This is a genomic window from Sphingomonas sp. J315, from assembly GCF_024666595.1.
In the GTDB taxonomy this organism is placed as follows: Bacteria; Pseudomonadota; Alphaproteobacteria; order Sphingomonadales; family Sphingomonadaceae; genus Sphingomonas.
On the sequence record NZ_CP088296.1, the window covers coordinates 573,564 to 586,985 of the forward strand.

Consider the following 13,422-nt stretch of genomic DNA (forward strand, 5'->3'; position numbering starts at 1 on the left):
GCGGCGGAGGCTCGATGCCTCCGGCGGCGCTTTTCGGGGATGCGGTGACGGGGCTCGCTGCGCTCGCCACCCACCCCCCATCCCCTCCCTTGCAGGGAGGGGAGCTAGAAGATCACAGCTTGCTCACGAACTCCGCATAGGCGCTCTCGTTCATCAACCCATCAAGCTCGCTCGTGTCGCTCAGCGTCATCTTGAAGAACCAGCCATCGCCCTCGGGGTCTTCGTTCACCAGCGCGGGATTGTCCTCCAGCGCCGGGTTCCCCTCGATCACCGTGCCGCTGACCGGCGCATAGACGTCGCTCGCCGCCTTGACGCTTTCGACCACCGCGGCGTCGTCGCCCTTGCTGACGGTCTTGCCCTCTTCGGGCACCTCGACGAACACGATGTCGCCCAGCTGGCTCTGCGCATATTCGGAGATGCCGACGGTCGCGATCTCGCCGTCGAGTTCGATCCACTCATGATCTTCGGTGAAGTAACGGCTCATTTCATGCCTCCCTGACGGACATAGCGGTGGGGGACGAAGGGCATCTGCGCCACTTCGCCATGATGGATCTTGCCGCGCTGGCTCAGCGTCACGCGCGTGCCGATTGCGGCCATCGCGGTCGGCACATAGGCCATCGCGATCGGCTTCTGGACGGTCGGGGCGAAACCGCCGCTGGTGACGCGGCCGACTTCGTTGCCGGCATCGTCCAGCACCAACGCGCCCTCGCGCACCGGCTGGCGCCCCTCGACGATCAGGCCGACGCGGCGCTGGATCGGGCCGTTCTCGCGCTCCATCAGGATGCGCTCGGCACCCGGGAAGTTCGCCTCCTCGCGCCGCCGCTTGCTCGCCACCGCAAAGTTCAGCGCCGCCATGATCGGCGTCGTCTCGGGATCGAGGTCGTGGCCATAGAGCGGCAGGTCGGCCTCGAGCCGCAGCGAATCGCGCGCACCCAGCCCGATCGGCTTCACCTCGGGCTCGCCGCACAGCAGGTCGGCGACCTTCGCGGCATCCTCTGCAGGGATCGAAATCTCGAACCCGTCCTCGCCGGTATAGCCCGAACGGCTGATATAGGCGGGCACTCCCGCAATCTCGAACTTGCCGCCCTTCATGAACACCAGCGCATCGAGCGGATACTCGCCCGTCACATGGCGGTTCAGCGCGTCGAACGCCTTGGGACCCTGCAGCGCCAGCAGCGCATGCTCGTCCATATGGTTGATCTCGATATCGTCGGGCAGATGCTCGCGCAGATGGGCGATGTCGTCCCATTTGCACGCGCCGTTGACGACCATGTAGATGCCACCCGGCCAGCGGCTGAACATCAGGTCATCGAGAATCCCGCCATTCTCGGCCAGCAGCAGCGAATATTTCTGCTGCCCCACCGCGACGCCCGCGACATCGGCGGGGATCAGCTTCTCCAGCTCGGCGTCGAGATTCTCGCCCGACAGGAACAGCTGCCCCATATGCGACACATCGAACAGCCCGGCCGATTCGCGCACCCACAGATGCTCGGCCATGATGCCCTCATACTGGACCGGCATCTCATAGCCCGCGAACGGCACCATCCGCCCGCCGCGCGCACGATGCCACGCATCGAGCGGAAGCAGCATCAGCTCTTCGACGAATTCGGGCTCGCCCGCTACGGTATCAGGGGTATCGGTCACGCGCGTGCTCCAGAATTGACGACGGAATGCCGCACAGCGCGGCCATTCATCCGTCGCCCCCTCTGTCACGGGAACCTGAGAGCTTTGATCCCGGAGCACATCCGGGACTTACCCCTTCGGTGGCTCACCCCTGACGGAGCGAGCGCTTTCCAGAGTGTCGTGGCCCGCGCGGTCCCTGGTGCCTGAGAGATTCCGGGGCGGTTGCTCCTTCGGCGTTCCGGACCCGAAGACCCGAAAACTCTCCCGCGCGCGCCTTCACCGGTTGCCCGATGTCGACGCAGCCGGAATGCTGCGCCGCACCGTTCGAGTCAATCGCGAAGTTGGGGATTCGGTCGGATGCAGATCCGGCACCTGCCTTCAATCCTCCCCCGCCAGGGGAGGTGGCACGCGCAGCGTGACGGAGGGGGGAGGAAGGGGTTCGGTCTGAACCGAAAGGACGCAGCCGTCCTCCCCCTCCGTCGCCTTTGGCGACACCTCCCCCTGGCGGGGGAGGATTGGCTTGAATCGCCGAACTAACGCGTCGCGTTATACTTCAGCTGGGCGTCGGTGAGCTGGAACCCCACCAGCGCCTCGAACGTCGCGCGCAGCACCGCCTGCCGCACTTCGGGGCGGGCCAGCGGGTCCATCGCTGCGGTTTCGTCGCCCGCCTTGCGCTTCGCCAGGATCTGGCGGCGGATATCCTCGGGCAAGGTCGCGGCGGCGCGCGACACGTAGGCGTTGGCCGTACCGCTCGTCTGCGCACGCGCCTGCCCCGGCTCGAACCGCAGCGTCACCTGCGCGACCCGCTTCGAAACTACCGAGGTGCCGCCCTGAACCACCGTCACGAAATAGGGGAGCGTCACCTCGCGCGCGCCGTCGGTCGAACGGCGGCTGCCCAGCACCTCGAACGCGATGTCGCTGCGGATCATTTCGCCGCTGTCGTCGCAAGTCGAGGTGACGTTGGTCATCACCGCAGTGACGTCGATTGCCGACGCATCCGTGCTGCCAGCGGGATTGAACAGGGTAACGTCGCCCGTCCCCGCCGGGACGCCGACGCGCGGACAGGCCGAACGGACCGCAGTGATGCCGCCCTCGGCAATGTCTCCCTCACGGGAGCAGGCACCCAGCGCCAACGGGATCGCAGCGGCAAGAGCGAGTTTGCGGAGTTTCAACTGGGGCACCTTTCCCGAACAAGACATGCCTGGCCCCGCCACTACTGGCGGACCCGGCCCGGCGGCGCGCACCATAGGCAGCGCGTCGGCTTCCCGCAACGCCCATCCCGCGCCTTTCACAGCAGCCCGTGATCGCGTAAGGCGAGCGCGATGACCGACACCCAGAAGCCCGTCCTCGAACTCCTCATCGCCGCGCCGCGCGGATTTTGCGCCGGGGTGGACCGCGCGATTCAGATCGTCGAGCGCGCGATCGAACTCCACGGCGCGCCGGTCTATGTCCGGCACGAGATCGTCCACAACAAGTACGTCGTCGATACACTGAAGGCGAAGGGCGCGATCTTCGTCGACGAACTCGATCAGGTCCCCGACGGCGTCCATGTCGTCTTCTCCGCGCACGGCGTCCCCAAATCGGTGCCCGCCGCCGCGCAGGATCGCGGGCTTTCCTATCTCGATGCGACCTGCCCGCTCGTATCCAAGGTGCATCGCCAGGCCGAGCGACTGGTCGCGGCGGGGCGGCAAATCCTGTTCATCGGCCATGCCGGGCATCCCGAGGTGATCGGCACCTTCGGTCAGGTGCCCGAAGGCGCGATGACGCTGATCGAGACCGAAGCGGACGCCGAAGCGGTGGCGCCGACCGATCCCGAAAACCTCGCCTTCCTGACCCAGACCACACTTTCGGTCGACGATACGGCGGCAATCCTGGGCATTCTCCAGCGGCGCTTCCCCAATATCGTCGCGCCCAAGGCAGACGATATTTGCTACGCAACCTCCAACCGGCAGGCGGCGGTGCGCGCGATCGCGAGCTCGTGCGACCTGGTCCTCGTGATCGGCGCGCCCAATTCGTCCAACTCGCTGCGCCTTGCCGAACTGGCCGAGCGTGAGGGCACGACGTCGAAGCTGATCCAGCGCGCCGAGGATCTCGATTTCGACTGGCTCCACGGCGTCGGCACGCTTGGCATCACTGCTGGCGCATCGGCTCCCGAAGTGCTGGTGCGGGAAGTGATCGACCATATCGCCACCCGCTACGACATCACCGAACGCCAGGTCGAAACCGCACAGGAAACGATCACCTTCAAACTGCCCAAGGGGCTCGAGGCGGCGTAGCCAACATTCCTCCCCCAGCTCGCTGGGGGGAGGGGACCGCCGCCGAAGGCGGTGGTGGAGGGGCGGCTGCGCAGACAGCCGTAAACAGCTCGGCAAAATCCCGCCCTCTACGAGGGCGGCCCCTCCGTCAGCGCTTCGCGCTGCCACCTCCCCACCAATCTGGGGGAGGAATGGCTTGGACCACATTCCAGCGCCAAATCCGCCTTGCCCCGGTTCCGCCCAGCATTTACCCGCGACCCTCGAACACCACATGCATGGGGACCCAGATTGGCAGTCTACACACAGGTCCCGGCCGAATCGCTCGCCGCGTTCCTCGCGCGCTACGATGTCGGCGAACTGGTCTCGGCCAAGGGCATCGCCGAAGGGGTCGAGAACAGCAATTACCTCGTCGACACCACCCGCGGCCGCTTCATCCTGACGCTCTACGAAAAGCGCGTCGATGCGGGCGACCTGCCCTATTTCATGGATCTGCTCGCGCATCTCGATGCCAAGGGGCTGTCGGTCCCGCCCGCGATTCCCGACCGCAACGGCGTGGCGATCCAGACGCTGGAGGGCCGCCCGGCGTGCCTGATCAAATTCCTGTCGGGGGTCTCGCTGTCGCACCCCACCCCGGCTCAGGCCGAGGCGGCGGCGCGGGCGATGGCTGACATGCACGCCGCGGTCGCCGATTTCGGACAGGACCGCCCCAATTCGATGGGCTTCGACAGCTGGCGTCCGCTGTTCGACCGCTGCGGCGACAGCCTCGACGACATCGCCCCGGGACTGCACGCCGAACTCGGTGCCGCGCTCGACAAGGTGCTGGCGGACTGGCCGCGCGACGGCTTCGACCGCTGCGCGATCCATGCCGATCTGTTTCCCGACAATGTGCTGATGCTCGGCGACACCGTCACCGGCCTGATCGACTTCTATTTCGCCAGCACCGACATCCGCATCTACGATCTCGCCGTGATGCACAGCGCATGGAGCTTCGACGCGACCGGCGCGGACTATCACCCATCAATCGGCGACGCGCTGCTGCGCGGCTATGAATCCCGTTTCCCATTGAGCGAAGCCGAACGCGCCGCCTTCCCGCTGCTCGCCAGCGGGGCGTGCATCCGCTTCGCCCTGTCGCGCGCATTCGACTGGATCAACACCCCGGCGGACGCGCTGGTGACGCGCAAGGACCCGCTCGCCTATGTCCGCCGACTCCGCCATTACCAAGCCATGAGCACCCCCGCATGACCGAACTCCCCCTCGTCGAAATCGCCACCGACGGCGCGTGCAAGGGCAATCCCGGGCGCGGCGGCTGGGGCGTGCTGCTCCGCGCGGGGACGGTCGAAAAGGAACTCTCGGGCGGCGAGCCGCACACCACCAACAACCGCATGGAGCTGATGGCGGCGATTCAGGGGCTGAAGGCGCTCAACAAGCCGTGCCGGGTCAAGCTGTCGACCGACAGCCGCTACGTGATGGATGGCCTGACCAAGTGGATCAAGGGCTGGCAGCGCAATGGCTGGCGCACGGCGGACAAGAAGCCGGTCAAGAACAGCGACCTGTGGATCGAACTCCTCGACGCCGCCAAACCGCACCGCATCGAATGGCTATGGGTCAAGGGCCACGCCGGCCACCCCGACAACGAACGCGCCGACCAGCTCGCGAGCGACGCCGCGCTGCGGAGTTAGTACGGGCGGCGGGTTTTGGGTGGTTAGCTGCCGTTCAGCTATCTGAGTGAAAAGCCGCCCACGCCGCCGCTTCCAAGCGGCCGTCACCATTCGCGATAGTGTTGCCGGTCTCGTCGATTAAGACGAAGGTATGCTGATTACCCGCTAATGAAGCGGAGCCATCGAGCGCCAGGAGCAAGGTGTAGAAGGTGTCTGTCAGCGCCGCGTCGATCGCGGCGAACACCTGCTTGCGTTGAGATTGGGTGAGGTTGGCGGCTGCAAGATGAGCTGCGACTGCGCTCCCTCCTGACAGGTCAGCAAAAGATGAAAGCAGCGTGTCGCGTTTCTCTCGGCAAGCTGCTGCGAAGTCCTTAGCATCCATACCAATCGCCCCTTTGCAGCGTAGCTACAGCAAGGGGGCCATGCAGCCAATGTCCGCTTTGGGCAGCATAGCGGCGACGCCGAATGACCGACTTGGGGTCGTTAGCCGTCATTCCGCTTCCACCGTCATCGCGGCCTCGGTTTGAAATTCACTTCACCACCGGCATTGCTCGATCGGCTCGTCCCCACCGTTGCACGCGTTCGACATTTCCCTCCGCAAACGCGACACCCGACCGGTGCTCCATCACACGAAGTTCGTCGACATCGTCGCATTGCATCGTTCGCACCACGCCCGGCACGACTCCTGAAATCGCCCGTCCGACCCATCGCGGCCATCTGCCGCCCACGCGAAAACCCGCGGAAAACAGCCAAAAATTACTACCCGCTTTCCTACAAGAACCTATTTGGTTATAATTATCCGCACGCCACAGCAGACGGAGACCCGGTGAACAAACGCAACACGCCGCGTCCACAACGACAATTCCAGGCTCGGCGGACAGACCGGCGAGCGACGCGGCGTTGCTCGCCCCCCCTCAGTTTGCCTCCGCCGCCAGCCGTCTGCGCTCGGTCTGCCGCGCGATATGCGCGAGCGAGAACCAGAAGATCGCGAACAGCACGACGCTGAATCCGCTCGACCAGGCGAGTTTCTCCCAGCTCGGATTTTTGAGGTTGAAATAACCAAGTTGGAAAATATTGAGCGCAACAATCCCGCGCAGCATCCATTCGACGTGCATCTTGTGCAGGATGTAGCTGCCGAACGGCGCCATGAACAACACCACCGGATAGGCGCACAGCCAGGTGCGGATCTGATAATCGGTGATGTCGCCGTCCCAGAAGAAGCGATAGGCGTAGCCAAGGATGCTGATCGCCGCCATCACCATGATGCTCATGTGCGTGGCAACCTTCTCGTCCATGCGGAACCGCGTCACCAGCATCGTGTAGAGCACGATATCGGCCCCGGTCCCGAACAGGCTGGCGCACATGCCGCCCAGGATCAGAACCCCCGCCAGCATCGCATGATCGACCGGCCCCTTTGCGGTCAGAACCGGCAGCGCGCCGCGATGCTTGCTCGACACATAGGCCAGTGCAAAGGTCAGGATCAGGCTGAGAAACAGCGCCTGGATGATGAACACCGGGATCGTCTGCAGCAGCAACATGCCCGCCACGAAGCCGAGAAAACTGACCGGCACGAACCACAATAGCGGTGCATAGGTCGCCAGCTTCCGGCCCTTGCGCGACAGGATCCAGATGCTCGCACTGGTCATCCCGATCGACTGGATCATCAGGCTGAAGTCGCGCGCCATCTCGCGCTTGATGTCGAAAAAGACGCTGAGCACCGGAAACGCCACCGCGCCGCCGCCCTCGGGCGTCAGGCCGGCGACGAACGCCCCCAGCACCATGATCGCCGGATAATGCCAATGGTCGATCAGGAACGGGATCGAGTTGAGCAGGGCGAACAGGATCACCCACAGCAGAATCATGCCGCCATACCAGCCGCGGAAAATCCGGCTTTCGAAGAACATCACCCGCCCCTTGTGCCGCAATCCCCCGATTGCACTCAGCACCGTTCACGCCGTTCTAGCGCACCGCGACGGGCGCGCAACCGCGCCTAACTCTCCGGATCGTACATGAATTCGCGCAACTCCTGCGCACAGCGGCACGCGACGGCGATCCGGCGCGCCCATTGCTCAGCTTCGGCGCGCGTCGGCACTTCGAGAACGGTGAACCCGCCGTCGAGGCGGCTGCCCGGATAGGTCCCGACAACGACTCCGCCGTCGCCCGATACCAGCATCGGCGGAACATCCTCGGCGATGCCGCCGCCGAACACATAGACACCCGCCGCCTTCGCTTCGCGGATCACGGCGCGGGCCGCGTCGCCCACCGCGGGAAGCTCGTCATCGCTGACCTGCATCGCCGCGCTGGGGAAGGAGATCAGATATTTGGTCATGCGGGCACGCGGGCGTTCAGCCCTCTTCGACCGGCGCGCCCGGCCCGTTCTTCTTGATCGAATCGATTGCGTTCTGCGCCGACGCCTTGCTCGAATAGCCCTCGGTCCAGAACATCACTTCGCTGTTGTACTTGAACTTCGCGACATATTCGCCGGCCTTGTTCTGCTCGATCACGAACTTGTGGGCCATGTCATGCTCCTTCGTTGCGATGGTCGAACGATAGCGAAGCCGCGGCGCTCGTCCAGCGATTCACCCGCGAAAACGGCGGATCGAATAGCGTTCGGGGTCGAGATGCGCCGCCATCGGATCGACCGGCATGCCCATCAGCATCGCGGCGGCGATCTTCGACGCGGCGGGCGCGGTCTGGATGCCGAACCCGCCCTGCCCCGCGCACCAGAACAGCCCCGGCACGGCGGGGTCGAAGCCATAGACCGGCCGCCGGTCGGGCGCGAAGGTGCGCAGCCCCGCCCAGCGCCGCTCGACCGCCGTGACCCGCCAGTCGACCGCGCTGTCCAATTTGTCGATCGCGATCGCGACGTCGATCTCCTCGGGCGCCGCATCGCACGGATCCGTCGCGATCTCGTCATGCGGCGACAGCCAGATGCGCCCGCCCGATTCGGGCTTGAAGTAAAACCGCTCATGCGCGTCGCGCACCAGCGGCAACGTCATCGGCGCAGGCGGATCGACGCGCAGCTGCACCATCGTGCGGCGCAGCGGCGCAATGCCGGTCGGCGGCGCACCGGCCATGATCCCCACCGCCTCGGCCCACGCCCCCGCTGCATTGACCAGCACATCGGCGGTGAACACCCCCGCCCGCGTCGTGATCGTCCAATGCCCGTGGCGCGACAGGCCGGTCACTGCGGCATCGCACACCAGTTCCGCCCCCGCCCGCCGCGCGGCGGTAAGATACGCACCGTGCAGCCGCGCGACATCGATGTCGCAACAGCCATCGTCGTACAGCGCGTCGGTCCATTCGGGACGCAGGCCGGGGCAATAGGCCGCCGGATCGACTTCATCGAGCATGACCCCGAGCGCCGCGAACTTCGCGACGAAGCCGTCGATCACTGCGCGGTCATCGCGCTGCGCAATGAACAGTTCACCGCGTGGGGACAGGAAACTCTCCCCGCCCATCTCGGCAGGGGGGTTGTGCAGGAAATCTCCCGACGCGGTCACCAGCGGCTGAATGTCCGGTCCGCCATAGGTTTCGGACCAGAAGGCCGCCGAACGCCCGGTGGCGTGATAGCCCGGCTGGTCCTCGCCCTCCAGGATCAGGACTCGGGCGTGCGGCGCGATCTCCGCCGCCAGACTCGCCCCCGCAATCCCCGCCCCGACAATCGCGACGTCATATTGGCTCATCCGCGCCGCACCCGAGCTTCTAGGAACATGTCGATCTCGCCGATCGCGCGGTTGCGCACCTTGTCTGCCTCTCGCAGGATTTCATGCGCGCTTTCCTTGCCGAACCGGACAATGCGCGCGTCGGGCAGCTTCGCCACCGTCGCCAGCGCCGCTTTTGGATCGACCAGTCCATCATGCTCGGCGATCAGCGCCAGTACCGGCACGTTCATCCGCTTGAGCGCGGGGTTGGCGCGCAGTTCGCGGGTCGATCGAAACGCCTCGATCACCCATTTCCAGCTCGGCGGGCCGGTGACGTTGCCCGGGTTCGCCTGCTGCCACCAGATCTCGTCCTGATAGCGGTCGGTGTCATGCGTCAGCAGCGATTCGCGCGTGGTGGTGGTGTAAGGCCGCTCGTTCGACTTCCACGCCGGCCGCGCGCTGTTGCCCACCCCGCCCAGAAAGCGCGCCAGCCGCTCGCCCAAAGCCGCACCGAACGGCCCCTTCAGCCCCAGCATCGGCGCGATCAGCACCGCCGCATCCGGCCGCGCCGCGCCTTCGACCAGCCCGCGCAGCACCAGATGACCGCCCATCGAATGCCCCATGATCACATGCGGCCCCGGCGTCGCCGCCATCCACTCACGCGCAAAGTCGCGAAAGTCCGCGATATACTGCGCGAAATCCTCGATATGCCCACAATGGGCGGCATCGGTCAGTCGCCCCGATCCGCCCTGCCCGCGCCAGTCGAACGAGGTGATCGTCCAGCCGCGCGCCCGCCAGTGGGCGAAGCTCTCCAGATATTTCTCGAAGATGTCGCCCCGCCCGCCCTGGAACAGGATCGACCCGCGCGGCGTGCCGCTGGCGGGCCAGGCGAAGCAGCGCAGCACCCATCCATCGGGGGCGGTCCAGTTGGTGACGCTGGCACCGGCGGGAATCGCCCGGCGGTCAATCGGGGAAACGGTCATGGGCGCTGGTTACGGTTTGGAAAGCCCTCCCGTCTAGGACTTCGAGTCCGATGGGGGAATTTGCGCCTGTGATTCTGCTGGGCCTGCTGGTCCTGATCCTGGTTTCGGCCGGGATCGAAGATGCGCGAATCCGTGAGATCTCGAACTGGAAGAACGCGGCGATCGCGCTGCTGGCGCTGCCCTGGTGGTTTGCGATGGGCCTGTCCCCCTGGCCCGACATGGCGATCCAGCTGGGCATTGCGGTCGGCGTGTTCGCGCTGTTCGCGGCTGCCTTCCAATTCGGAATGATGGGCGGGGGCGACGTCAAGATGATCGCCGCGCTCGCACTCTGGTTTCCGTTCAATCAGTTGGTCACGCTGCTGATCATCATGTCGCTCGCGGGCGGCGCGATCACGCTGGTGATGCTGGTCGAGAAATGGGTGCGTCGGCGACGCGAGCAACCGGAGGTCCCCTATGGGATCGCGATTGCCATCGCAGCGCTGCTCACCATCCGCGAACCGATTTTTAACCCCTTCTTGTGATGCTTAACGCCGGTGCAACCCGGTCCGACAGAGAAAAGGCCTGAGACGTCATGGATGGACGCAAGATCATTTTGCTGGTGGGAGCACTACTCGTCGCTGCAATCACCGCGTTCATGGCGCGCAGCCTGATGACCGGGTCCTCGGCCCCGGGCGCGGTCGCTGCGCCCGCGCCGGGCCAGCCTGCGCCGGTCGATGCGATCGAAGTTCTGGTCGCGACCAAGGCGCTGCCGATCGGCACTATCCTCGGCCCCGATTCGATCAAGTTCGTCGCCTGGCCCAAGGATCTGGTCGAGGGCGCCTATTTCAAGAAGGAAGACACCGACCTTGCCAAGCTGCAGGGCACCGTCGTCCGCTTCGCGATTCCCGCAGGCCAGCCGCTGACCCAGGGCGCGATCGTCAAGCCGGGCGACCGCGGCTTCCTCGCCGCCGCCCTCTCGCCGGGTATGCGCGCGGTGACCGTCCCGGTGTCGGCGCAGGCCGCCGTCGCGGGCTTCATCTTTCCGGGCGACCGGGTCGACCTCATCCTGACCCAGGCGGTCGCGGGTGGCGGCGACGGCCCGCCACTCAAGGCGTCGGAAACGGTGCTGCGCAATCTGCGCGTGCTCGCCACCGATCAGCGCACCGACAAGCAGCAGGACGAGAATGGCAAGACCGTCGTGGCCACCTATTCGACCGTGACGGTCGAAGCGACGCCGCGCATCGCCGAGAAGATCGCGGTCGCGCAGACGCTCGGCACGCTGTCGCTCTCGCTCCGCTCGATCGCCGACAATGCCAGCGAACTCGAAGAGGCGATCGCTTCCGGTGAGGTGACGATGCCAGAGGGCAACGATCCCAAGGCCGAAAAGGCGATGATCGCACGTGTCGCGGCCCGCCCGAGCGAGGGTGGATCGACCTTCTCGACCGGTGCCGATGTCTCGCGCTTCCAGCGCAGCACGGTGCCCGGCAAGGCACGCGACGAGAGCGCAATGCCCGGCACGGGGGCTGCTCCTGCGGGCGGGAACTATCCCGGCGCGGCAGCCGCCGGCGACGGGCCGGTGGTCAAGGTTTCACGGGGCAACGCGGTTACCGTCGTTCCCGTTGGGGGAAGAACTGAAATGCGGGTGATGGGTAACAAGCTGGGCGCATCGCTCGCGGCGGTGTCCGTGCTGGCGATGCCGGCGGCGACGCTGCCGGCACCAGTGCTGGCGCAGACCGTCCATGCCGCGCCGCGCGACACGGTCCAGATCGCCACTGGACGTGGCCGATTGATCACGTTGAGCGCGCCGATGTCCGATATCTTCGTCGCCGACAGCAACGTCGCCGACGTCCAGGTCCGCTCGCCGACCCAGCTTTGGGTGTTCGGCAAGAAGGTCGGCGAGACCACGGTCTATGCCACCACCAAGGCGGGCAAGGTCATCTATTCGACCACAGTGCGTGTCGGGAACAACTTCGACAGCGTTCAGGGGATGCTCGACACGGCGATGCCCGACTCGAACATCACCGCGACGACGATGAACGGCTTCGTGCTGCTCACCGGCACGGTCGCTGCGCCGCAGGATGCGGCAGAGGCGGAACGTCTGGCCCAGGCATTTGTCGGCGAAGAGACCAAGATCCTCTCGCGCCTCAAGACCTCGACCCCGCTGCAGGTGAACCTTCAGGTCCGGATCTCGGAGGTCAGCCGCAGCTTTGCCAAGAATATCGGCAGCAATTTCACCACGCTCGACGGGTCGGGCGGGTTCAAGTTCGGCATCGGCAGCGGACGCCAGCCTGCGACCAGCTGGACCACCGACCCCAACCTCCCGCTGGGCGTGGGGGGGGAACGGTCAGTGGCTACACGATCGACCCGATCACGGGCGCGATCACCCAGCGTCCGGGCACCGCAATCACGCCTGGGCCGGGCCGAACCACGATCGGCGGTCTTGGCCGGTTGTTCGGCCTCGACATTCTCGGCGCGCTCGACCTTGGCGAAACCAATGGCCAGGTCTCGACGCTCGCCAACCCGAACCTGACCGCGCTGTCAGGCGAGACCGGATCGTTCCTCGCCGGTGGCGAGATTCCGATCCCGGTCAGCCAGGGGCTCGGCGCGGTGTCGGTCGAGTATAAGCAATATGGCGTCAGCCTCGCCTACACGCCCACGGTGCTCGCTGACGGCCGCATCTCGCTGCGCGTCCGCCCCGAAGTGTCGCAGCTGTCGGCCGCCGGATCGGTGACGATCGGCGGCGTGCAGATCCCTGCGCTCACCACCCGCCGCGCGGAAACGACGGTCGAGCTGGGGTCGGGCCAGAGCCTGATGATTGCCGGCCTGCTCCAGAATTCGCACGACAATTCGATCGATCAGACCCCGGGCCTCGGCAACGTTCCCGTGCTCGGTGCGCTGTTCCGCTCCAACGGGTTCAAGCGCAACGAGACCGAGTTGGTGATCGTCATCACCCCCTATCTGGTGAAGCCAGTCGACGGGAACCAGATCGCGCTGCCGACCGACGGCTATCGCGCGCCCGACGACGCAGAGCGCGTGCTGCTCGGTCGCCTTGGCGGGTCGGACAAGGGCGGAAAGCGTCCCACGCCGCAGATGGCCCCCCCGGTTGGCGCGGAGCCCTCGCTCGGCGCGGCGAGCCCGGTTCAGCCCGAACCGCAGCCCAAGCGCGAGCCGGTCCAGCCGCTCGCTACACCGGCGGCGCAGGACACCGGCAAGGACAAGCGCAAGCGTGGTGCGGCCCCCGCACCGGGCTTCGGTTTCAATTGATCGCGGCGAGGAACGA

Annotated in this window: 15 protein-coding genes, 1 pseudogene and 1 riboswitch; of the genes and pseudogenes, 7 read left to right on the forward strand and 9 right to left on the reverse strand. The window is 66.0% G+C overall.

All coding sequences use genetic code 11. The features are described 5' to 3' along the window. Positions 1-112 precede the first annotated feature (112 nt). The 3 genes from gcvH to LRS08_RS03100 form a co-directional block, all read right to left on the reverse strand. Positions 113-484 (reverse strand): glycine cleavage system protein GcvH, encoded by a 372-nt coding sequence (gcvH, locus tag LRS08_RS03090; protein ID WP_257844950.1) that lies wholly within the window; start codon positions 482-484, stop codon positions 113-115. Beyond that, positions 481-1,590, reverse strand: a complete 1,110-nt coding sequence (gene gcvT, locus LRS08_RS03095; protein ID WP_257845510.1) for a glycine cleavage system aminomethyltransferase GcvT — start codon at positions 1,588-1,590, stop codon at positions 481-483. Before gcvT ends, gcvH begins: the two co-directional genes overlap by 4 nt. 213 nt (positions 1,591-1,803) lie before the next feature. Beyond that, a riboswitch (glycine riboswitch) is annotated at positions 1,804-1,900 on the reverse strand. Positions 1,901-2,156: 256 nt separating this feature from the next. Next, the gene (locus tag LRS08_RS03100; protein WP_257844949.1) at positions 2,157-2,822 is read right to left on the reverse strand and encodes a hypothetical protein; all 666 of its coding nucleotides are present in this window, start codon (positions 2,820-2,822) and stop codon (positions 2,157-2,159) included. A 123-nt stretch (positions 2,823-2,945) separates the two neighbouring features. On the opposite strand from LRS08_RS03100, the gene ispH reads away from it, so the two are divergent. From ispH to rnhA, 3 genes are all read left to right on the forward strand, one after another. Beyond that, positions 2,946-3,899, forward strand: a complete 954-nt coding sequence (gene ispH, locus LRS08_RS03105; protein WP_257844948.1) for a 4-hydroxy-3-methylbut-2-enyl diphosphate reductase — start codon at positions 2,946-2,948, stop codon at positions 3,897-3,899. 267 nt (positions 3,900-4,166) lie between these two features. Then, positions 4,167-5,120, forward strand: a complete 954-nt coding sequence (gene thrB / locus LRS08_RS03110) for a homoserine kinase (protein ID WP_257844947.1) — start codon at positions 4,167-4,169, stop codon at positions 5,118-5,120. Further along, positions 5,117-5,557 (forward strand): ribonuclease HI, encoded by a 441-nt coding sequence (gene rnhA / locus LRS08_RS03115; protein WP_257844946.1) that lies wholly within the window; start codon positions 5,117-5,119, stop codon positions 5,555-5,557. Before thrB ends, rnhA begins: the two co-directional genes overlap by 4 nt. 34 nt (positions 5,558-5,591) lie before the next feature. Here rnhA and LRS08_RS03120 read toward each other — a convergent pair whose 3' ends face one another. From LRS08_RS03120 to LRS08_RS03145, 6 genes are all read right to left on the reverse strand, one after another. Further along, a complete protein-coding gene (locus LRS08_RS03120) occupies positions 5,592-5,918 on the reverse strand; it encodes a hypothetical protein (protein WP_257844945.1) in 327 nt (108 codons plus the stop codon). A 532-nt stretch (positions 5,919-6,450) separates the two neighbouring features. Beyond that, positions 6,451-7,482 (reverse strand): sulfite exporter TauE/SafE family protein, encoded by a 1,032-nt coding sequence (locus LRS08_RS03125; RefSeq protein ID WP_257844944.1) that lies wholly within the window; start codon positions 7,480-7,482, stop codon positions 6,451-6,453. A gap of 44 nt (positions 7,483-7,526) precedes the next feature. Continuing rightward, complete coding sequence (locus LRS08_RS03130; protein WP_257844943.1) at positions 7,527-7,865, reverse strand: YciI family protein; 339 nt, start codon at positions 7,863-7,865, stop codon at positions 7,527-7,529. Positions 7,866-7,881: 16 nt separating this feature from the next. Next, positions 7,882-8,055 carry a YegP family protein gene (locus LRS08_RS03135; RefSeq protein ID WP_257844942.1) on the reverse strand — a complete coding sequence of 58 codons (174 nt, stop codon included), beginning with the start codon at positions 8,053-8,055 and terminating at the stop codon, positions 7,882-7,884. Between the two features lie 60 nt (positions 8,056-8,115). Then, positions 8,116-9,222: an FAD-binding oxidoreductase gene (locus tag LRS08_RS03140; RefSeq protein ID WP_260481320.1), complete on the reverse strand. Its 1,107-nt coding sequence runs from the start codon at positions 9,220-9,222 to the stop codon at positions 8,116-8,118. Then, positions 9,219-10,163 carry an alpha/beta fold hydrolase gene (locus LRS08_RS03145; RefSeq protein WP_257844940.1) on the reverse strand — a complete coding sequence of 315 codons (945 nt, stop codon included), beginning with the start codon at positions 10,161-10,163 and terminating at the stop codon, positions 9,219-9,221. The genes LRS08_RS03140 and LRS08_RS03145 overlap by 4 nt, the downstream gene beginning before the upstream one ends. 50 nt (positions 10,164-10,213) lie before the next feature. On the opposite strand from LRS08_RS03145, the gene LRS08_RS03150 reads away from it, so the two are divergent. The 4 genes and pseudogenes from LRS08_RS03150 (at position 10,214) to LRS08_RS19990 (ending at position 13,406) form a co-directional block, all read left to right on the forward strand. Continuing rightward, positions 10,214-10,684 (forward strand): prepilin peptidase, encoded by a 471-nt coding sequence (locus tag LRS08_RS03150; RefSeq protein WP_257844939.1) that lies wholly within the window; start codon positions 10,214-10,216, stop codon positions 10,682-10,684. Between the two features lie 50 nt (positions 10,685-10,734). Next, positions 10,735-11,772, forward strand: a pseudogene (cpaB, locus tag LRS08_RS03155) (Flp pilus assembly protein CpaB); the annotation flags it as partial. Between the two features lie 177 nt (positions 11,773-11,949). Next, positions 11,950-12,672, forward strand: coding sequence for a pilus assembly protein N-terminal domain-containing protein (locus tag LRS08_RS19985; protein WP_312026676.1), 723 nt, complete (start codon positions 11,950-11,952; stop codon positions 12,670-12,672). Then, positions 12,591-13,406, forward strand: a complete 816-nt coding sequence (locus LRS08_RS19990) for a hypothetical protein (protein WP_312026646.1) — start codon at positions 12,591-12,593, stop codon at positions 13,404-13,406. Before LRS08_RS19985 ends, LRS08_RS19990 begins: the two co-directional genes overlap by 82 nt. Positions 13,407-13,422: the final 16 nt, after the last annotated feature.

Bases quoted from the DNA above. Each gene is read 5' to 3' on its own strand.
- gcvH (WP_257844950.1), bottom strand. From the start codon at position 484: ATGAGCCGTTACTTCACCGAAGATCATGAGTGGATCGAACTCGACGGC.
- gcvT (WP_257845510.1), bottom strand. From the start codon at position 1,590: ATGCTGCTTCCGCTCGATGCGTGGCATCGTGCGCGCGGCGGGCGGATG.
- LRS08_RS03100 (WP_257844949.1), bottom strand. From the start codon at position 2,822: ATGTCTTGTTCGGGAAAGGTGCCCCAGTTGAAACTCCGCAAACTCGCT.
- ispH (WP_257844948.1), top strand. From the start codon at position 2,946: ATGACCGACACCCAGAAGCCCGTCCTCGAACTCCTCATCGCCGCGCCG.
- rnhA (WP_257844946.1), top strand. From the start codon at position 5,117: ATGACCGAACTCCCCCTCGTCGAAATCGCCACCGACGGCGCGTGCAAG.
- LRS08_RS03120 (WP_257844945.1), bottom strand. From the start codon at position 5,918: ATGGATGCTAAGGACTTCGCAGCAGCTTGCCGAGAGAAACGCGACACG.
- LRS08_RS03130 (WP_257844943.1), bottom strand. From the start codon at position 7,865: ATGACCAAATATCTGATCTCCTTCCCCAGCGCGGCGATGCAGGTCAGC.
- LRS08_RS03135 (WP_257844942.1), bottom strand. From the start codon at position 8,055: ATGGCCCACAAGTTCGTGATCGAGCAGAACAAGGCCGGCGAATATGTC.
- LRS08_RS03140 (WP_260481320.1), bottom strand. From the start codon at position 9,222: ATGAGCCAATATGACGTCGCGATTGTCGGGGCGGGGATTGCGGGGGCG.
- LRS08_RS03145 (WP_257844940.1), bottom strand. From the start codon at position 10,163: ATGACCGTTTCCCCGATTGACCGCCGGGCGATTCCCGCCGGTGCCAGC.
- LRS08_RS03150 (WP_257844939.1), top strand. From the start codon at position 10,214: ATGGGGGAATTTGCGCCTGTGATTCTGCTGGGCCTGCTGGTCCTGATC.
- LRS08_RS19985 (WP_312026676.1), top strand. From the start codon at position 11,950: ATGTCCGATATCTTCGTCGCCGACAGCAACGTCGCCGACGTCCAGGTC.